Source organism: Streptomyces sp. Tu 3180, assembly GCF_009852415.1.
GTDB lineage: Bacteria > Actinomycetota > Actinomycetes > Streptomycetales > Streptomycetaceae > Streptomyces.
In genome coordinates this window covers 3487236-3505981 of record NZ_WOXS01000002.1, presented here as the reverse complement: position 1 = coordinate 3505981, position 18746 = coordinate 3487236, and the positions used below count along the sequence as shown (strand labels likewise).

The following is an 18746-nucleotide window of genomic DNA, read 5'->3' as shown; positions in this document are numbered from 1 at the left end:
GCCGTGCCCGGGAACGCCCGAAGGGCCCGCGTCCGAGTCGGACGCGGGCCCTTCGTCGAGGTGTACCGCCGGGCCGGCAGGGCTCAGCGGACGTCGCCCATGAGGCTCTTGACCTTGTTGCGGTACATCCACACCGCGACACCGGCGACCACGGCGAGGGTGGCCTCCGCCGCGACGATGCCCGTCTTGTTCAGGTCGACGCCGGCGATGGAGAGCAGGCCGGTCGTGGCGTCACCGGCGGTGACGGCCAGGAACCAGACGCCCATCATCTGCGAGGCGTACTTCGCGGGCGCCATCTTCGTGGTGACCGACAGGCCGACGGGGGAGAGCAGCAGCTCGCCGACGGTCTGCGTGAAGTAGATCGCCACCAGCCACAGCGCCGCGGCCTTGTGACCGCCCTCGGCGATGGACAGCGGGGCCAGGAAGAGGAAGAAGGACGCGCCGACCAGCACCAGGCCGGAGGCGAACTTCACGATCGTGCTCGGCTCCTTGCCGCGCCGGTTCAGCGCCAGCCAGAACCAGGCGAAGACCGGGGCCAGCGCCATGATCAGGACCGGGTTGACCGACTGGTACCAGGAGACCGGGAACTCCCAGCCGAGGACGCTGTTCTCGGCCGACGAGTCGGCGAAGATCGACAGCGTCGAGCCGCCCTGGTCGTAGATCATCCAGAAGATCGCGGCCGCGACGAAGAACCAGATGTACGCGGACATCTTCGACTGCTCGGCGCGGTCCAGGTCCTTGTCGCGCTTGATCCGGACCAGCACCATCACCGGGATGATCACGCCGAGCAGCGTCAGCGGGACCAGGACCCAGTTCAGCGTGTAGTTGCCGGAGAAGCCGACGATCGCGTAGGCGACGACGGCGATGCCCGCCCACAGCGCGGCCTTGCGCAGCGTGGACGCCTTCTCCTCGGCCGACAGCGGCTTCGGGACGACGCTGGAGTGCGCGTCCAGGTGACGGCTGCCCAGCAGGAACTGCGCCAGACCCAGACCCATGCCCAGCGCGGCGAGCGCGAAGCCCAGGTGCCAGTTGACGCTCTCGCCGATGGTGCCGATGATCAGCGGCGCGGCGAAGGCACCCAGGTTGATGCCCATGTAGAAGACGGTGAAGCCGCCGTCCCGGCGCGGGTCGTCCGGGCCCTTGTAGAGGTGGCCGACCATCGTGGAGATGTTGGCCTTCAGCAGACCGGAACCGATGGCGACCAGGCCGAGACCGGCGTAGAAGGTGCCGGAGGAGGGCAGGGCCAGCGTCAGGTGGCCCAGCATGATGATCCCGCCGGCGACGGCGACGGTCTTGCGCGGCCCCCAGACGCGGTCGCCGAACCAGCCGCCCGGCATGGCGAGCAGGTACACCAGCGACACGTACACCGAGTAGATCGCCGTCGCGGTGCCGGCGCTCAGGGCCAGGCCGCCCGGGGCGACGAGGTACAGCGGGAGCAGAGCCCTCATGCCGTAGTAGGAGAAACGCTCCCACATCTCGGTCATGAAGAGAGTGGCCAGTCCGCGGGGGTGGCCGAAGAAGGTCTTCTCGGAGCCGGGTGTGCCCGGGGAGACCGAGTCCTTCGTCAGGCTGGACGCCATGGTCGTTCCTTGCTGGTCGGGACGCGTCGCGCGAACGCGTACGCGCCCGGTGGGGGGCGGCCGGCACCGGCGGGCCGTGCCGTCCACCCCACGCCCGGGGGAGACCGCCCCGGATCACGGAGCGGCGGACGGCGACCACCGGGATCCACGCCTCCTCCGCGCGTCGGCGCGCGGTGAGGCCCGGCCACAGGTCATTCCTTACGGGGCCGGCCGAAACCAGCCCGCACGCAAAAGAGACCCCCGGCGTCAATTACCGCCAAAGGTCCTCGCGGTGCAACAGGCGTTGATTCACCATACGGCAGGACAGTGCCGGACATGGAAGGACTTGAGACGCGGATCACAGGTTTCAAAGGAACCGCGATCACCCATTCGAAGGTCTTTTCCAGGATCGCACCCCAGAGACACAGGTCCGTCCGGGGGCCCCCGAAGGTGAGAGACGGGTATGCGGAGGGTAAGGATCAAGCCAGGGGATCACGCCCCGGCGCCCGGTGCGGCGGGACTACCATCACTGGCATGACCCGTGTACTGCTCGCCGAGGACGACGCGTCCATCTCGGAGCCGCTGGCCCGCGCCCTGCGCCGGGAGGGTTACGAAGTCGAGGTGCGTGAGGACGGACCCAGCGCGCTCGACGCCGGGATGCAGGGCGGCGTCGACCTGGTGGTGCTGGACCTCGGGCTGCCCGGCATGGACGGCCTGGAGGTCGCCCGCCGGCTCCGCTCCGAGGGCCACACGGTTCCCCTGCTGATCCTGACCGCGCGCGCCGACGAGGTGGACACGGTCGTCGGCCTCGACGCGGGCGCCGACGACTACGTCACCAAGCCGTTCCGCCTCGCCGAGCTGCTCGCCCGGGTGCGGGCCCTGCTGCGGCGCGGCGCCGCCGAGCCGCAGCAGCCGCCGGCCACCCACGGGGTGCGCATCGACGTCGAGTCGCACCGGGCGTGGATGGGCGAGGAGGAGCTGCAGCTCACCGCCAAGGAGTTCGACCTGCTGCGGGTCCTGGTGCGGGACGCGGGCCGGGTCGTCACCCGCGACCAGCTGATGCGCGAGGTCTGGGACACCACCTGGTGGTCCTCCACCAAGACCCTCGACATGCACATCTCCTGGCTGCGCAAGAAGCTCGGCGACGACGCCGCCAACCCCCGCTACATCGCGACCGTGCGCGGCGTGGGCTTCCGTTTCGAGAAGAGCTGAACCCCGCCGGGGTCCGCCAGTGGGTAAGAGAACATGCGCCGTCGTCTGATCCAGTCCACGCTCGCCGTGGTGCTCGTCGTGATCGCCGTCTTCGGCGTGTCCCTGGTGATCGTCGAGACCCGCACGATCAGCGAGAGCGCCAGGGAGCGGGTGGAGTCCGAGGCGGTGCGGCTGGCCAGCATCGTCGACAGCCGGCTGATCGTCGAGGAACGGGTCACCGCCGAGTTCCTGAGCGACCAGGTGACCGAGGACCGCTACGCCGTCATCCGCATCCCCGGCCAGCCGCCCATAGAGGTCGGCAGCAAGCCGGACGGCGACGTCATCAGCGCCTCGGCGCCGGGCGAGGAGGGCGAGACGGTCGTCGTCCAGGAGCCGCGCTCCTCGGTGACCCGGGAGGTCGGCCGCACGCTGCTGATCATCGGGCTGGTGGCGCTGCTGGCGGTGATCGCGGCGGTGCTGCTGGCGCTGCGCCAGGCCAACCGGCTCGCCTCCCCGCTCACCGACCTCGCGGAGACCGCCGAACGCCTCGGCTCCGGCGATCCGCGCCCCCGGCACCGGCGCTACGGCGTCCCCGAGCTGGACCGGGTCGCGGACGTGCTGGACGCCTCCGCCGAGCGCATCGCCCGCATGCTGACCGCCGAGCGGCGCCTGGCCGCCGACGCCTCGCACCAGCTGCGCACCCCCCTCACCGCCCTGTCCATGCGCCTGGAGGAGATCACCCTCACCGACGACCCGGACACGGTGAAGGAGGAGGCGACCATCGCGCTGACGCAGGTGGAGCGGCTGACGGACGTGGTGGAGCGGCTGCTGACGAACTCCCGCGACCCGCGCACCGGCTCCGCGGTCACCTTCGACCTCGACGACGTCATCCAGCAGCAGCTCGCCGAGTGGCGCCCCGCCTACCGCAGCGCCGGCCGCGCGATCGTCACCTCGGGCAAGCGGCACCTGCAGGCGGTGGGCACGCCGGGCGCCGTCGCCCAGGTGCTGGCGGCGCTGATCGAGAACTCCCTCATGCACGGCGGCGGCACGGTCGCCCTGCGCACCCGGGTCACCGGCAACCAGGTCGTCGTCGAGGTCACCGACGAGGGGCCCGGCGTCCCCGCCGACCTGGGCTCGCGGATCTTCGAACGGGCGATCAGCGGCCACAACTCCACCGGCATCGGCCTCGCCGTCGCCCGTGACCTGGCGGAGGCGGACGGCGGCCGCCTGGAGATGCTGCAGGCGAAGCCGGCGGTCTTCGGCCTGTTCCTCTCCCGCACGCCCCCGCGCACCTCCCGGGACGACGAGGACCGGCAGACGGTCCGGTAACCGGTCCGGCCCGCGCCGGGGACGGCTACGGCACCCGCTGCTTCGGACGGGGGCCGGCCCCGCCGCTCCGGGCGACCGCCCCCGGCGCCGGCTCCCGGACCGGCAGCGCGCGGAACACCCAGGTGCGGTAGGACCAGAAGCGGAACAGGGTCGCGACGCCGATGCCGAGGAACTTGAAGACGTTGCTCTGCAGCGGGCTGTCCCAGCCGAAGCCGTACGTCGCCGTGTACAGCACGCCGTTCTCGATCACCAGGCCGACCGCGCTGAACAGCAGGAACAGGGACATCTCCCGGGTCCGCCCGGACTTGTCGCGGTCCCGGTAGGTGAAGTAGCGGAAGCCGACGTAGTTGAAGACGATCGCCACGACGGTGGCGATGACGCTCGCCCGCACCACCTGGAGGTCGGTCACCTGCCGCACCAGGTTGAACACGCCCAGGTTGACCAGCACCCCGGCTCCGCCCACCGCGCCGAACTTGGCCGCTTCCCGGCAGAGCCGTCGCAGCCTCGACGAACCGCGTTCCATCGCCTGCGGGCTCCCGTCGTCGGATGCGTCAACCCAGCCATGCTAACCACCCACCCGTGCGATCTTCCTGCGGACGGAGGTCCCGGCCGCGGACCGTCCGGGTGCGGGGCCGGTAAACCGGCCACCGTGGCTCGGCCGATACCCTGGGGGCGTGACGTTCCCGGTAGTCGGCATGGTCGGCGGTGGACAGCTCGCTCGTATGACACACGAGGCGGGCATCCCGCTCGGCATCAGGTTCAAGCTCCTCAGTGACACTCCGCAGGATTCCGCGGCGCAGGTCGTCGGCGACGTCGTCGTCGGCGACTACCGCGACCTGGACACGCTGCGCGCGTTCGCGCGCGGCTGCGACGTGATCACCTTCGACCACGAGCACGTGCCCACCGAGCACCTCAGGGCCCTGGAGGCGGACGGCATCCCCGTCCGCCCGGGCCCCGACGCGCTGGTGCACGCCCAGGACAAGGGCGTGATGCGCGCGAAGCTCGACGCGATCGGCGTGCCCTGCCCGCGGCACCGCATCGTCGCCGATCCCGGGGACGTGGCCGCGTTCGCGGCGGAGGGCGACGGTTTCCCCGTCGTCCTCAAGACGGTCCGCGGCGGCTACGACGGCAAGGGCGTGTGGGTCGTCGACTCCGTCGAGGAGGCCGCCGAGCCGTTCAGGGCCGGCGTCCCGGTCCTGGCCGAGGAGAAGGTCGACTACGTCCGCGAGCTCGCCGCCAACGTCGTGCGCTCCCCGCACGGCCAGGCCGTCGCCTACCCGGTCGTGGAGTCGCGGCAGGTCAACGGCGTCTGCGACACGGTCATCGCGCCCGCGCCCGGCCTCGACGAGGCCCTCGCCCTGAGGGCCGAGGAGATGGCGCTGAACATCGCCAAGGAGCTCGGCGTCGTCGGCCACCTCGCCGTGGAGCTGTTCCAGACCCGCGACGGCCGCATCCTCGTCAACGAGCTCGCGATGCGCCCGCACAACTCCGGCCACTGGTCCCAGGACGGCGCGATCACCTCGCAGTTCGCCAACCACGTCCGCGCCGTCCTCGACCTCCCGCTCGGCGACCCGCGCCCGCGCGCGAAGTGGACGGTCATGGTCAACGTCCTCGGCGGCGACTACCCGGACATGTACTCGGCGTACCTGCACTGCATGGCCCGCGATCCCCAGCTGAAGATCCACATGTACGGCAAGGACGTGAAGCCCGGCCGCAAGGTCGGACACGTCAACACCTACGGCGACGACCTGGACGACGTGCTGGAGCGCGCCCGTCACGCAGCCGGCTACCTGAGAGGCACCATCACCGAATGAGCCCCGTTGTTGGCATCGTCATGGGGTCGGACTCCGACTGGCCCGTCATGGAGGCCGCCGCCAAGGCCCTCGACGAGTTCGAGATCGACCACGAGGTCGACGTCGTCTCCGCGCACCGCATGCCCCGCGAGATGATCGCGTACGGCGAGCAGGCCGCGGACCGGGGACTCAAGGTGATCATCGCGGGCGCGGGCGGTGCCGCCCACCTGCCCGGCATGCTCGCCTCGGTCACCCCGCTGCCGGTGATCGGCGTGCCCGTGCCGCTGAAGTACCTCGACGGCATGGACTCCCTGCTGTCCATCGTGCAGATGCCGGCCGGCGTCCCGGTCGCCACCGTCTCCGTGGCCGGCGCGCGCAACGCGGGCCTGCTCGCGGCCCGCATCCTCGCCGCGCACGACGAGGAGCTCCTCGGCCGGATGCGGGAGTTCCAGCAGGAGCTGAACGACCAGGCCACCGAGAAGGGCAAGCGCCTGCGCGCCAAGGTCGAGGGGTCCGGCAACGGCTTCGGCTTCGGGAAGTGAGCCGGGTGAGTTCCGGTACGTCCCTCGACGACGCCCGCGCGCTGCTGGCCGAGTTCCCCGTCGTCGACGGGCACAACGACCTGCCCTGGGCCCTGCGCGAGCAGGTCCGCTACGACCTCGGCGCCCGCGACATCGCCGGCGACCAGTCCGCCCACCTGCACACCGACATCCCCCGGCTGCGCGCGGGCGGCGTCGGTGCGCAGTTCTGGTCGGTGTACGTGCGTGCGGACCTGCCCGACCCGGTGCCCGCCACGCTGGAGCAGATCGACTGCGTGCGGCAGCTGGCGGCCCGCCACCCCGGGGACCTCGCGCTCGCGCTGACCGCCGCCGACGTGGAGGCCGCGCGGGGGGAGGGCCGCATCGCCTCCCTCATGGGCGCGGAGGGCGGCCACTCCATCGCGAACTCCCTCGGCACCCTGCGCGGGCTGTACGCCCTCGGGGTCCGCTACCTGACCCTCACCCACAACTTCAACGTGGCGTGGGCGGACTCGGCGACCGACGAGCCCGGCGTGGGCGGCCTGTCGGCTTTCGGCCGCGAGGTGGTGCGGGAGATGAACCGGCTCGGCATGCTGGTCGACCTCTCCCACGTCGCCGCCACGACCATGCGGGACGCGCTGGACACCAGCTCCGCACCGGTGGTCTTCTCCCACTCCTCCGCCCGCGCGGTCTGCGACCACCCCCGCAACGTCCCGGACGACGTGCTGGAGCGGCTGCCCGCCAACGGCGGTGTCGCGATGGTGACGTTCGTGCCGAAGTTCGTGCTCCAGGCGGCGGTCGACTGGACGGCCGCGGCCGACGAGAACCTGCGCGCCCACGGCTTCCACCACCTCGACACCACCGCCGAGGCGATGAGGGTGCACCGCGCCTTCGAGGAGGCCCACCCGCGCCCGGTCGCGACGGTCGCCACGGTGGCCGACCACCTGGACCACATGCGCGAGGTCGCCGGCGTCGACCACATCGGCATCGGCGGCGACTACGACGGCACCGCCTTCACCCCGGACGGCCTCGGCGACGTCTCCGGCTACCCGAACCTGATCGCGGAGCTGCTGGACCGCGGCTGGTCCAAGGCGGACCTGGCCAAGCTGACCTGGCAGAACGCGGTGCGGGTCCTGGGCGCCGCCGAGGACGTGGCGCGGGACCTTCAGGCCACGCGGGGCCCGTCGAACGCGACGATCGAGGACCTGGACGGCTGACCGTCGAGGGTGGGGTAGTCGGTGTAGCCGTCCGCCCCGCCCACGTACATCAGGTAGCGGTCCCGCACCTGGTTCAGCGGCGCGCCCAGACGCAGCCGCCGCACCAGGTCGGGGTTGGCGAGGAAGGGCCGGCCGAGGGCGATCAGATCGGCCCCGGCGGCCAGCAGCCGCCCGGACGCGCGGTGCACGGCGCCGGCGGACATCTCCTCCAGCACCGGGTTGGCGACGAGCGTCCCCGGCCACGCGGCACGGATCGCCCCGAACACCGGCGCGTCCGGGTCGGCGGACACCAGGTGCAGGTACGCCGGCCGGAGCCCGCCGAGCCGTTCGGCGAGCGCCGGGTAGATCTCCTCGGTCTCGCCCTCCGCGATGCCGTTGACGGTATTGCCGGGCGAGATCCGCAGCCCCACCCTCTCGGCCCCGATCTCCGCGGCCACGGCCTCGGTCACCTCGGCGGTGAACCGCAGCCGCCGCTCGGCCGGACCGCCGTAGCCGTCGGTGCGGCGGTTGGTGTTGCGGGCCAGGAACTGGTGCAGCAGGTGCCCGTTGGCGGAGTGCACCTCCACGCCCTCGAAGCCGGCGTCGAGGGCGTTGCGGGCCGCCCGCGCGAAGTCGGCGACGGTGGCGCGGATGTCCGCGGCCGTCATCTCCCGCGGCACGACGGCCGGCCGGTGCCCGTCCGGGGTGAAGACCGTCCCGGGGAGCGGCACGGGCGAGGGCGCCACCGGCGTCAGCCCGCTGGTCGCCGGGTGTCCGACCCGCCCGCCGTGCTGGAGCTGGAGGAACATCCGCCCGCCGGCCTCCCGCACCGCGTCGGTGACCCGCCGCCAGCCCGCCACGTGCCGCGGGGCGTGGACGGCGGTGATGTTCGGGTACGTCTGCCCGACCGCGTTGGGCGTCGACGCCTCGGCGATGATCAGGCCGGCCGTGGCGCGCTGGGCGTAGTAGGTGGCCATGAGCGGGGTCGGGGTGCCGTCGGCCTCGGCGCGGTTCCGGGTCAGCGGTGCCATCAGGAGGCGGTTGGGGAGGTCGACCGGGCCCAGCCGGGCGGGCTCGAAGAGTTCCGTCGTGTGCGTCATGTCCGTACGCTAGAACCTGACACTGATGTCAGATTCAAGTCCCGGCGTGAAGGCCGGGGACGCGGACGGGAGGCGGGGGACGTGCGGATCGGCGAACTGGCCCGGCGCACCGGGGTGAGCGAACGGTCGCTGCGCTACTACGAGGAGCAGGGGCTGCTGGTGTCCGAGCGGACGCCCGGCGGGCACCGCGAGTACGCCGAGGCGGCGGTCGACCGGGTGGTCCGGATCCAGGAGCTGTTCGCGGCCGGTCTGCGCAGCACGAGGATCGCGCAGCTGCTGCCCTGCATGCGGGACGCCGACGGCGGCCCCTCGGCCGTCGCCACCCCGCGGCTGGTGGAGGACCTCACCGCCGAGCGCGACCGCATCGACCGGATGATCGCCGACCTGGTCCGCTCCCGGGACACCCTGGACGAGGTGATCGAGGCGGCCCGCGCGCGCTGACCCGGCGCCGTACCCCGAACGGCGCATCCACCAGGAAGCCCTCCGGGGCGCCGTGCGACGGTGGCCGTACTGCGTGCACGCGCCTGCGACGCACCCGCCTGCGACGCCCGCGCCGTGATCACGCGCCGAGGTCACGACGTACGGAGCCCGACATGGCCGATCTCCAGGACGACCTGCATCCCGCCACCGAGATCGGCCGCCTCGACGGCGCTCCCGGCGGGACCGAGCCGTACCCGGCCGAGGCGGACGCCGTCCCGCCGGAGACCTGCCGGCCCGTCCCCGACCCGGACGACACCCCCCTGACCCGCGCCCGGGCCGTCCTCGCCGCCCACCCCGTCGCCGACGGCTACAGCGGGCTCCCCTGGGCGCTGCGCCGGCTGCCCTGGTACGACCTCGGCCTCGGGGAGAGCGCCGTCGACGCGGACGTGCCCCGGCTGCGCAGGGGCCGGGTCGGCGCCGTGTTCTGGTCGCTGCACCTGCCCGAGGGCGCCCACGGCGACCGGGCCGTCGGCGCCGCCCTGGACCTGCTCGACCTGGCGAAGGGGGTGATCGCGGCCCATGACGAGGACCTGCGCCCGGCCCGCACCGCCGGGCAGGTGACCGACGTGCGCAACTGCGGCCGGGTCGCCGTGCTGTTCGGCCCCGCCGGGGCCGCCGCCCTCGGTGACTCGCTGGGCGTCCTGCGCTCGCTGCACGCTCTCGGCCTGCGCGTGCTCACCCTGGCCGGCACGTCCTGGGCGGGTGACGCCGGGCTCACCCGGTTCGGCGAGGAGGTCGTGCGCGAGATGAACCGGATCGGCACGATCGCCGACCTCTCGTACGCCTCCGACCGGACGATCCGCCGCGTCCTCACCGTGTCCAGGACGCCCGTGCTGTTCAGCCGCTCCGCCGCCCTCGCCCTGCGCCCCCACCCGGCCAACCTCCCCGACGAGCTGCTCACCGAGGCGGGCGCGGCGGGGGCCCTGTGCCTGGTGCCGCTGAGCGCCGAGCAGACCGGCCCGACGGTCCGGGACGTCGCCGACCACCTCGACCACGTCCGCACCCTCGCCGGCCCCGAGTGCGTCGGCCTGTCCGGCACCTACGACACCGGCGGCGCCCACCCGCAGGAGCTCGGCGACACCTCCTGCTACCCGAGGCTGATCGCCGAGCTGCTGCGGCGTGGCTGGGACGAGTCCGACGTGGCCCTGCTGACCTGGGGCAACGTCCAACGGGTGCTGCGCGGCGCCGACTTCTTCGCCCGGGCGGCGCAGCAGCGCCGCCCGCCGTCGACGGCGACGATCGCGGACCTGGACGGCTGACCCCGGGGGGCGGTCAGGGCTGCTCGATCCGGCACAGGCAGAACGGATGCCCCGCCGGATCGGCGTACACCCGGAAGTCCTTCGTCCTGTCGCCCTCCCGGTCCAGCACCCGCGCCCCCAGCGCCAGCACCTTCTGCTCGGCCTCGTCGACCTCCTCCCAGGTGCCCCCGGCGTCGAAGTCCAGGTGGAACTGCTGGGAGTCGTGGTCGGCCCGCGGCCAGTCGGGCGGGGCGTGCCCCTCGGCCCGCTGGAAGGCCAGCCGCGGTCCCGCGGGGATCTGGAGCACCACCCAGTCGGCGTCCTCCTCCTCGGGGACGCCGCCGCCGACGGCCGCGTAGAAACGGGCCAGCTCACGCGGCTCGGGGCAGTCGACGACGACGGAACGCAGACGGGCCACGGCGGCCATGGATCCTCCCGGTGTCGGCCTGTTCGCGGGGCTCGGGTGTCAGCCGGCGCACAGGCAGAACGGGTGCCCGGCCGGGTCCGCGTAAACCCGGAAGGTCCGCGCGCGGTCCTCCGTGTCCAGCGGCTTCGCGCCGAGCGCCAGCACCTCCCGCTCCGCCGCGTCCAGGTCCTCGACGGTCAGGTCCAGGTGGAACTGCTGCGAGTGGTCGGGGGCCGGCCACCGCGGCGGTACGAAGCCGGGGGCGGCCTGGAACGCCAGCGTCCGCCCGCCGGGCAGCTTGAGGTCCACCCACTCGCCCTCGCCCTCCACGGAACCGCCGAGCACCTCGGCGTAGAACCCGGCCAGGGCGCGGGGGTCGGGACAGTCCAGGACGACGGCGCCCAGTTCGGCGACAGCCATGACTTCCTCCTCGAAGTCTGCGGTGCGGTCAGAGACCCTCGACGAGTCACGTTACCGGTTGCGGGGCCATTACGGTAACGGAAAGGGCGGCGCGGCTTGACCATTTCCCGGTGGACGTCCCTCCGGCCCTTCGGACAGCTTGTGCGCGGGAATGATCATGCGGAAGTCCCCCGGGAAAAGGGGCAGTTGACCTGACCGCGGACGACACGGCCCCCTCCCGGCAGGACGAGCCCCCGTCGAAGGCGGAGACGGACGCGCTCACCGGCGGACAACTGCTCGACGCCGACACCGGCCGGTCCCGCCCGATCGCCGGATACACCGCCCCCCGTGCGAGAGGTCCACGGCAAGCCGCTGCCGCCCGGCGGCTGCGCCCAGGAGGCGGAGCGGGAACTGCTGGGCCGTGACGACCTCTCCTCGCACGCCGGGGTGGTGAGCCGCACCAACACCGACTCGTTCACCGAGTCCCTGAAGACCCCGCCGTCCAGGACGCGCTGGGCGCGTGGTCCGCGTGCACGAAGAAGGCGGGGTACGACTACGCCGACCCGCTGGAGAGCATCGCCACCGCCCGCCTCGACTCCCCCGAGGTGCCCGCCGCCGAGATCGAGCTGGCCACCGCCGACGTGACCTGCAAGCGCTCGTCCGGCCTCGTGGAGGTCTGGAACCGCACGGAGTCGGCCATCCAGCGGCGCATGATCGGGGAGCACGCGGCGGCCGCCGCGAAACAGCGCGCCGACGACGCGGCGCGGGTCCGCAACGCGGCCGCGGTGACCGGCGCGTCCGAGGGGTGAGGGGCGCGCCCGCCCCGCGTCGCCCGGACGGCACGGTTACCGCATGCGCGGGGGACGGCGGTAACGTCGCAGCCATGAGTGAGAGATCGCCCGCCCCGGCGGGTCTGGCTCTGGTCGAGTCCCTGGTGAACACGCTGGACGTCGGGACGGACACCGACTCGCTCGGCACACCGGAGGGCCGGGCGCGCTTCGGGGTGACGGAGGACGAACTGCCCCGCGCCCGCGAACTGCGCGAGTCGCTGCGCGCGGCCCTGCTCGCCCACGCCGGCCATCCGCCGCACCGCTCCGTGACCCCGCTGGGCGAGCTGCTGGCCGGCGCCCCGCTGGTGGTGACGGTCGACGCGGCCGACGGCCGCGCCGCCCTCGCCCCGGCCCCGGAAGGCTCCTGGCCCCTGCTCACCCGCGTCGCCGGCGCCGTCGCCGAGGCACTGGTCGCGGGCACCTGGACCCGGCTGAAGGCCTGCGAGGCCACCGACTGCCTCTGGGCGTACTACGACCGCAGCCCGGCCGGCCGCGGCCGCTGGTGCTCGATGCAGGTGTGCGGGGCACGGGCGAAGATGCGCCGGTACCGGGCCAAGGAAGCGTGAGGAGGCGCACCGCGCGGCGGTTTCGGCGGCCACCGGCACGCCCGGTGGGGCAAAATGCAACGGACGCCGTTTCGGCCGACTGAGCCTCGGCCGAAACGGCGTCACCCGCCTTCGTCAGGCGGTGGGGCGCCCCATCGCGCGGTAGCGCCATCCGGCCCGCCGCCACACCTCCGGGTCGAGCGCGTTGCGCCCGTCGAGGATCAGCCGCTCGGTCGCCACCTCGCCCAGCGCCACCGCGTCCAGCTCGCGGAACTCCCGCCACTCCGTCAGGTGCAGCACGACGTCCGCGCCCCGCACCGCCTCGAGCGCCGAGCCGGCGTACCCCAGCGTCGGGAAGACGCTGCGGGCGTTGTCCATGCCCTTCGGGTCGTACACCGTGACCTGGCCGCCCTGGAGGTGGATCTGCCCCGCCACGTTCAGCGCCGGCGAGTCCCGGACGTCGTCCGAGTCCGGCTTGAAGGTCGCGCCGAGCACCGCCACCCGCCTGCCCAGGAACGGCCCGCCGCCCAGTGCCTGCCGGGTCAGCTCCACCATCCGCCCGCGCTGGCGCATGTTGATCGAGTCGATCTCCCGCAGGAACGTCAGCGCCTGGTCCGCGCCCAGCTCACCGGCGCGCGCCATGAACGCCCGGATGTCCTTCGGCAGGCACCCGCCGCCGAAGCCGATCCCGGCCCGCAGGAACTTCCTGCCGATCCGGTCGTCGTACCCGATGGCCTCCGCCAGCTTGGCGACGTCACCGCCCGCGGCCTCGCACACCTCGGCCATGGCGTTGATGAACGAGATCTTGGTGGCCAGGAAGGAGTTCGCGGAGGTCTTCACCAGCTCCGCGGTCGGGAAGTCGGTCACCACGAACGGGGAGCCCTCCGCGATCGGCGTGGCGTACACCTCCCGCAGCATCTTCTCCGCCCGCTCGCCGCGGACCCCCACCACGATCCGGTCCGGGTGCAGCGTGTCCTGCACGGCGAAGCCCTCGCGCAGGAACTCCGGGTTCCAGGCCAGCTCGGCGTCCTCGCCGGCCGGCGCGTGCTCGGCCAGGTAGGCGGCGAGCCGGTCGGCCGAGCCGACGGGCACCGTCGACTTGCCGACGACCAGCGCCGGACCCTTCAGGTGCGGCGCGAGCGAGGCGATCGCGGAGTCCACGTACGACATGTCGCAGGCGTACTCGCCGTGCCGCTGCGGAGTGTTCACGCACACGAAGTGCACGTCGCCGAACTCCCCGGCCTCCGCCCAGTCCATGGTGAACCGCAGCCGCCCGGTGGACCCCTCGATCCCGGCGACGTGCCGGCGCAGCAGCTCCTCCAGCCCCGGCTCGTACATCGGGACCTCACCGCGCCGGAGCTTGTCGATCTTCTCCGGCACGACGTCGAGACCCAGCACCTCGAATCCGAGTTCCGCCATGGCCGCCGCGTGCGTCGCGCCGAGATAGCCGGTGCCGATCACGGTGATCTTGAGGGCCATGGGTGCTCCAGGGGTATACGCCAGGTAGTGCGGGCCCGAGCATAACCGGGGCGGAGGAGCGCGCCTCACCGGGCAATCCGGCCGGTTGTCGCCAAACTCACGTACACCCGCACCGGCAAGCGCCCTAAAATTCGGGTTACTTAACGGTAATTAGCATCATCGAGCGTCGTCTTTGGAGTGAGAGACCTTGGCCGGATCGGCTGACTTCGACCTGTACCGCCCGTCCGAGGAGCACGACATGCTCCGCGACGCCGTCCGCTCGCTGGCCGAGGCGAAGATCGCGCCGTACGCCGCCGCCGTGGACGAGGAGGCCCGCTTCCCGCAGGAGGCGCTCGACGCGCTCGTCGCGGGCGACCTGCACGCCGTGCACGTCCCCGAGTCCTACGGCGGCGCCGGCGCCGACGCCCTCGCGACGGTCATCGTGATCGAGGAGGTGGCCCGCGTCTGCGCGTCCTCCTCCCTCATCCCCGCCGTGAACAAGCTCGGCTCGCTGCCCGTGATCCTCTCCGGGTCCGAGGAGCTGAAGAAGAAGTACCTGGCCCCGCTCGCCAAGGGCGACGCGATGTTCTCGTACTGCCTCTCCGAGCCGGACGCCGGCTCCGACGCGGCCGGCATGAAGACCCGGGCCGTGCGCGACGGCGACACCTGGGTCCTCAACGGCGTCAAGCGCTGGATCACCAACGCCGGCGTCTCCGAGTACTACACCGTCATGGCGGTCACCGACCCCGCCAAGCGCTCCAAGGGCATCTCCGCCTTCGTCGTGGAGAAGTCCGACGAGGGCGTCTCCTTCGGCGCCCCGGAGAAGAAGCTCGGCATCAAGGGCTCCCCCACCCGCGAGGTCTACCTGGACAACGTCCGCATCCCCGCCGACCGCATGATCGGCGAGGAGGGCACCGGCTTCGCCACCGCGATGAGGACGCTGGACCACACCCGCATCACCATCGCCGCCCAGGCCCTGGGCATCGCCCAGGGCGCCCTCGACTACGCCAAGGGCTACGTCCGCGAGCGCAAGCAGTTCGGCAAGCCGATCGCCGACTTCCAGGGCATCCAGTTCATGCTCGCCGACATGGCCATGAAGATCGAGGCCGCCCGCCAGCTCACCTACGCGGCCGCGGCGAAGTCCGAGCGCGGGGACGCCGACCTCACCTTCCAGGGCGCCGCGGCCAAGTGCTTCGCCTCCGACGTCGCCATGGAGGTCACCACCGACGCCGTCCAGCTCCTCGGCGGCTACGGCTACACCCGCGACTACCCGGTCGAGCGCATGATGCGCGACGCGAAGATCACGCAGATCTACGAGGGCACCAACCAGGTCCAGCGCATCGTCATGGCCCGCAACCTGCCGTGACAAGCGTCGAGCCGACGAGCTGAGGGCGCCCGGTCACCGGACGCCCTCGGCTTCCTCCCGGTGACGCCGGCAGCGGCGGGGGACTCCCCGGGGCGGGGGTCCGTCGCCGTGTCCGTGGCGGTGGGGGAGCGGGGCGTTCGCCGCGGCGTGCGGTGTCACAGGAAGCGGCGGATCGGGGTGACCGCGGCCTCGGCGAGGCGCAGGGGCAGGGGGCGCCGTCTCCAGCGGGAGGGGTCGACGGGCTCGCTCAGCTTCCGGTCGGCGTCGAAGTCGGCGTCGAGCGCGGCGGTGAAGTCCTCGTCGAGGACGGCCAGCATGACTTCCTCGTCGTGTTCCATGGAGCGGCGGTTGAAGTTGGTGGAGCCGATGAGGGAGCAGACCCCGTCCACGGTGATGATCTTCGTGTGGAGCATGGTCGGCTGGTACTCCCGCACGTCCACGCCCGCGTCGACGAGGGTCTGGTAGTGCTGCCGCCCGGCCAGCAGGCAGGCCCGCTGGTCCGTGTGCGGTCCGGGCAGCAGGATCTCGACGCGGACCCCCCGGCGGGCGGCGGCGGCCAGGAGGCCGACGAAGTAGGGGTCGGGGGCGAAGTAGGCCGTGGACAGCCGGAGGCGCTCCTGCGACGAGGTGATCACGGTGCGCAGCAGCGTCTGCATGTCCTGCCAGCCGAAGCCGGCCGAGCCCCGCACGACCTGGACCGTGGCCCGTCCCGGCTGGTCCTGGGCGGTGAAGCGGTCGTGGCCGTCGTACAGGTCGTCGTGGCACTCGGCCCAGTTCTGGGCGAAGGCCGCGGCGATCCCGTCCACGGCGGGTCCCCGGACGCGTACGTGGGTGTCGCGCCACTCGTCCGGGTTGCGGGCGTCGCCGCACCATTCCTGGGCGATGCCGACGCCCCCGGTGAAGGCGGTGTGCTCGTCGGTGACCAGGACCTTGCGGTGGCAGCGGTGGTTCTGCCGTCTCGGCGACAGCCGTGTGGGCTTGCGGAACCAGGCGACCTGGACGCCGGCCTCGTCCATGGCGTCCAGCAGTTCCGGCTCGATCTCCTTGGCTCCGAAGCCGTCCAGCAGCAGCCGTACCCGGACCCCCGCGCGTGCCCGGTCGGCCAGGGCGCCGGCGAACTCCCGCGCGATGTCGCCGCGCCAGTACACGAACGTCATCATGTCGACGGTGTGCTCCGCGGCGCGGACGGCCGCCAGCATCGCGGGGAAGATCTCGTCGCCGTTGCGCAGCGGCAGGAGCTCGTTGCCCTCGGTCGCGGCGATGCCGATCAGCCGCTCCAGTCGTCTGCGCAGCCGCTGCTTCTGCGCCGCCGGTCCCTCCGGCTGCGATGTCTCCCGTTCGTCCTCCGTCCGCTGTGGCATGCGCGGCCCCTCCCTGACTGCTGTGTGGTGTTCGCCGCTCCCGCCCGCGCGGCACCGGGCGCCTCGGGGCGCCCGCACACCTTCTTGCCCCCGTCGGTGTTTTCAAGCAGGCGCCGGGTGCGTCGTGCCCCACAGTCGGAGCGGGCCGGCCGCGGCGCCGTCCGCCGGACCGGCGGGCGGATCCGTCCTGTGGTGGTCATGGAGCGACAGGCGTAGGACGGAGAACGGGGGCCGACCCCCGGCCCCCCGCCGTCCCCGGGAGGAACCATGACCCAGCAGTCCGCCGCCGCGACCCCGATGAGCAAGGAGATGCAGGACTGCGTCAACGCCTGTGTGTCCTGCCACAGTGTGTGCGAGGAGACCATGAGCTCGTGCCTGCAGATGGGCGGCCAGCCCCAGATGCAGATCATGCGGGCGCTCATGGACTGCTCGGAGATGACCCGCATGTGCGCCGACATGATGATGCGCCGCTCGCCGCTCGCGAACGAGATGTGCATGATCTGCGCCCAGGCCTGTGACATGTGCGCCGAGGCGTGTATGTCGATGCCGGACGACGCGCAGATGATGCGCTGCGCCGAGTCCTGTCGCCGCTGCGGGGAGATGTGCCGCGCCATGGCGGGCGCCACGATGTGACGGACGCCGGACACGGCCGAGGGCGCCCCGCGGGGTGCCCTCGTTCCGTTGCCGGGTCAGTTGCCCGAGACGGTGACCTTCTCGTCGTTCTTCAGCTGCTCGACCAGCTGCTTCACCTTCGGCATGTCCCACTGGAGGTTGCCGTTGCCGGCGCTGCCCGAGATCGGCATGTTCATCGACTTGCCCTCGCCGCCGCTGACGCCCTTCATCGCCCAGAACATCCCGGCCAGGTCGAACAGCCCCATCTCCTTGTCGACGACCAGGGAGTCCAGGCCCGCGCCCATGGTCGGGTAGAGCCTGAAGGGGTTGAGGACCGTGCTCGGGGTGGCCACCTGGTTGGCGAGGGCGGAGAGGAACTTCTGCTGGTTCTTCGTGCGGTCCAGGTCGGAGCCGGCCAGCGCGTACCGGGTGCGGACGAAGGCGAGGGCCTCCTCGCCGTTCAGGGTCTGCTTGCCCTTCTTGAGGTCGGCGCCGGACTTGGTGTCCTTGATGTCCTGCGGGATGTCCATCTCCACGCCGCCGACCGCGTCCACGATGTTCGCGAAGCCGGCGAAGCCGATCTCGACGTAGTGGTCGATGTGCAGGCCGGTGTTGAACTCCACCGTGCGCACCAGCAGCGTCGGGCCGTCGATGGAGTACGCGGCGTTCAGCTTGTTCGCGCCCATGGCGGGCCTGGTCTTGCCGGACTCCGAGCCCTGGAACTCCGGGATCGTGACGTTGGAGTCGCGGGGCAGCGAGATCAGGGTCGGGCCGTTGTCCCCGGTGTGCAGGATCATCATCGAGTCCGTGCGCTTGCCCTCGGCGGACCCGGTGTGCAGCTTCTTCTTCTCCTCGTCCGACATCCCGGCCCGGCTGTCGGAGCCGACGATCAGGTAGTTGGTGCCCTCGCCCTTCTCCGGCCGGTCGATGACCGTGGAGAGGTCGACGTCGCGGTTGAGCTTGGAGTCGGCCCAGAAGTACGTGCCGACGGTGGTCACGACCAGCACCGTCGCCACGGTGATCGCCGTCCACTTGATGCGGCGGCGCCAGTCCGGGGCGTGACCGGCGTCACCGCCCGGCCGGCCGGTCCCGCCGCCGCCGGGCGTGCCGTAGACCTGGCCGGTGTTGTACCCGCTGTCGTAGCCGTCGGGGCCGCCGTGGCCGCGGCCGTCCACGTACGACGGCTGCTGCGGGACCCCGCCGTACGCGCCCTGCCCGGCAGGGGCCGCCGGGCCGCGGCGGATCTGCCGCATGACGCGGGCGCTCTCGGGCTGTGCGCTCGCGCTCCCGCGTCCGTAGCGGCTGCCGCGGTTGTCGTCGGACCATGCCTCGGGCCAATCGTTCATGGGCAACAGTGTGCAGGCC

At 72.4% G+C, this 18746-nt stretch carries 19 protein-coding genes; 11 read left to right on the top strand and 8 right to left on the bottom strand.

Features of this window, described 5'->3' with window-relative positions; translation table 11 throughout:
- Nucleotides 1-83: 83 nt before the first annotated feature.
- Nucleotides 84-1580, bottom strand: a complete 1497-nt coding sequence (locus tag GL259_RS16560; protein ID WP_159533530.1) for an oligopeptide:H+ symporter — start codon at nt 1578-1580, stop codon at nt 84-86.
- Nucleotides 1581-2093: 513 nt separating this feature from the next.
- Here GL259_RS16560 and GL259_RS16555 point away from each other — a divergent pair.
- Complete coding sequence (locus GL259_RS16555) at nt 2094-2771, top strand: response regulator transcription factor (RefSeq protein WP_159533528.1); 678 nt, start codon at nt 2094-2096, stop codon at nt 2769-2771.
- A 33-nt stretch (nt 2772-2804) separates the two neighbouring features.
- On the top strand, nt 2805-4079 hold the full coding sequence (locus GL259_RS16550; protein ID WP_159533526.1) for an ATP-binding protein: 1275 nt from the start codon (nt 2805-2807) through the stop codon (nt 4077-4079).
- Nucleotides 4080-4104: 25 nt separating this feature from the next.
- On the opposite strand, the gene GL259_RS16545 is transcribed toward GL259_RS16550, so the two are convergent.
- Entirely contained in the window at nt 4105-4602 is a 498-nt protein-coding gene (locus GL259_RS16545; RefSeq protein WP_159533524.1) for a GtrA family protein, read from the bottom strand.
- A 151-nt stretch (nt 4603-4753) separates the two neighbouring features.
- On the opposite strand from GL259_RS16545, the gene GL259_RS16540 reads away from it, so the two are divergent.
- The 3 genes from GL259_RS16540 to GL259_RS16530 are packed head-to-tail and all read left to right on the top strand — an operon-like array spanning nt 4754 to nt 7607.
- The gene (locus GL259_RS16540; protein ID WP_159533522.1) at nt 4754-5893 is read left to right on the top strand and encodes a 5-(carboxyamino)imidazole ribonucleotide synthase; all 1140 of its coding nucleotides are present in this window, start codon (nt 4754-4756) and stop codon (nt 5891-5893) included.
- Complete coding sequence (gene purE / locus GL259_RS16535) at nt 5890-6414, top strand: 5-(carboxyamino)imidazole ribonucleotide mutase (protein WP_159533520.1); 525 nt, start codon at nt 5890-5892, stop codon at nt 6412-6414. The genes GL259_RS16540 and purE overlap by 4 nt, the downstream gene beginning before the upstream one ends.
- 5 nt (nt 6415-6419) lie before the next feature.
- On the top strand, nt 6420-7607 hold the full coding sequence (locus tag GL259_RS16530; protein ID WP_159533518.1) for a dipeptidase: 1188 nt from the start codon (nt 6420-6422) through the stop codon (nt 7605-7607).
- On the opposite strand, the gene GL259_RS16525 is transcribed toward GL259_RS16530, so the two are convergent.
- Nucleotides 7556-8686, bottom strand: coding sequence for an alkene reductase (locus GL259_RS16525; protein WP_159533516.1), 1131 nt, complete (start codon nt 8684-8686; stop codon nt 7556-7558). The two genes, GL259_RS16530 and GL259_RS16525, sit on opposite strands and share 52 nt — an antisense overlap.
- Nucleotides 8687-8767: 81 nt before the next feature.
- On the opposite strand from GL259_RS16525, the gene GL259_RS16520 reads away from it, so the two are divergent.
- Nucleotides 8768-9127 carry a MerR family transcriptional regulator gene (locus tag GL259_RS16520; protein WP_159533514.1) on the top strand — a complete coding sequence of 120 codons (360 nt, stop codon included), beginning with the start codon at nt 8768-8770 and terminating at the stop codon, nt 9125-9127.
- 152 nt (nt 9128-9279) lie between these two features.
- A complete protein-coding gene (locus GL259_RS16515; RefSeq protein ID WP_159533512.1) occupies nt 9280-10425 on the top strand; it encodes a dipeptidase in 1146 nt (381 codons plus the stop codon).
- A gap of 13 nt (nt 10426-10438) precedes the next feature.
- Here GL259_RS16515 and GL259_RS16510 read toward each other — a convergent pair whose 3' ends face one another.
- Both GL259_RS16510 and GL259_RS16505 read right to left on the bottom strand, forming a co-directional pair.
- The gene (locus GL259_RS16510) at nt 10439-10831 is read right to left on the bottom strand and encodes a VOC family protein (protein ID WP_159533510.1); all 393 of its coding nucleotides are present in this window, start codon (nt 10829-10831) and stop codon (nt 10439-10441) included.
- A 39-nt stretch (nt 10832-10870) separates the two neighbouring features.
- The gene (locus GL259_RS16505) at nt 10871-11230 is read right to left on the bottom strand and encodes a VOC family protein (RefSeq protein ID WP_159533508.1); all 360 of its coding nucleotides are present in this window, start codon (nt 11228-11230) and stop codon (nt 10871-10873) included.
- A 584-nt stretch (nt 11231-11814) separates the two neighbouring features.
- Here GL259_RS16505 and GL259_RS16500 point away from each other — a divergent pair.
- The gene (locus GL259_RS16500; RefSeq protein WP_159533506.1) at nt 11815-12018 is read left to right on the top strand and encodes a hypothetical protein; all 204 of its coding nucleotides are present in this window, start codon (nt 11815-11817) and stop codon (nt 12016-12018) included.
- A gap of 74 nt (nt 12019-12092) precedes the next feature.
- Nucleotides 12093-12605: a CGNR zinc finger domain-containing protein gene (locus GL259_RS16495; RefSeq protein ID WP_159533504.1), complete on the top strand. Its 513-nt coding sequence runs from the start codon at nt 12093-12095 to the stop codon at nt 12603-12605.
- 114 nt (nt 12606-12719) lie between these two features.
- On the opposite strand, the gene GL259_RS16490 is transcribed toward GL259_RS16495, so the two are convergent.
- The gene (locus GL259_RS16490) at nt 12720-14063 is read right to left on the bottom strand and encodes a UDP-glucose/GDP-mannose dehydrogenase family protein (RefSeq protein WP_159533502.1); all 1344 of its coding nucleotides are present in this window, start codon (nt 14061-14063) and stop codon (nt 12720-12722) included.
- Between the two features lie 187 nt (nt 14064-14250).
- Here GL259_RS16490 and GL259_RS16485 point away from each other — a divergent pair, with 187 nt between their 5' ends.
- Nucleotides 14251-15408: an acyl-CoA dehydrogenase gene (locus tag GL259_RS16485; protein WP_159533500.1), complete on the top strand. Its 1158-nt coding sequence runs from the start codon at nt 14251-14253 to the stop codon at nt 15406-15408.
- Nucleotides 15409-15563: 155 nt separating this feature from the next.
- On the opposite strand, the gene GL259_RS16480 is transcribed toward GL259_RS16485, so the two are convergent.
- Nucleotides 15564-16769: a phospholipase D-like domain-containing protein gene (locus tag GL259_RS16480; RefSeq protein ID WP_166461510.1), complete on the bottom strand. Its 1206-nt coding sequence runs from the start codon at nt 16767-16769 to the stop codon at nt 15564-15566.
- A 267-nt stretch (nt 16770-17036) separates the two neighbouring features.
- On the opposite strand from GL259_RS16480, the gene GL259_RS16475 reads away from it, so the two are divergent.
- Complete coding sequence (locus GL259_RS16475) at nt 17037-17402, top strand: four-helix bundle copper-binding protein (RefSeq protein WP_159533498.1); 366 nt, start codon at nt 17037-17039, stop codon at nt 17400-17402.
- Nucleotides 17403-17458: 56 nt separating this feature from the next.
- Here the strand turns inward: GL259_RS16475 and GL259_RS16470 are convergent, their stop codons facing one another.
- Nucleotides 17459-18727, bottom strand: coding sequence for an LCP family protein (locus GL259_RS16470; protein WP_208026479.1), 1269 nt, complete (start codon nt 18725-18727; stop codon nt 17459-17461).
- Nucleotides 18728-18746 lie beyond the last annotated feature (19 nt).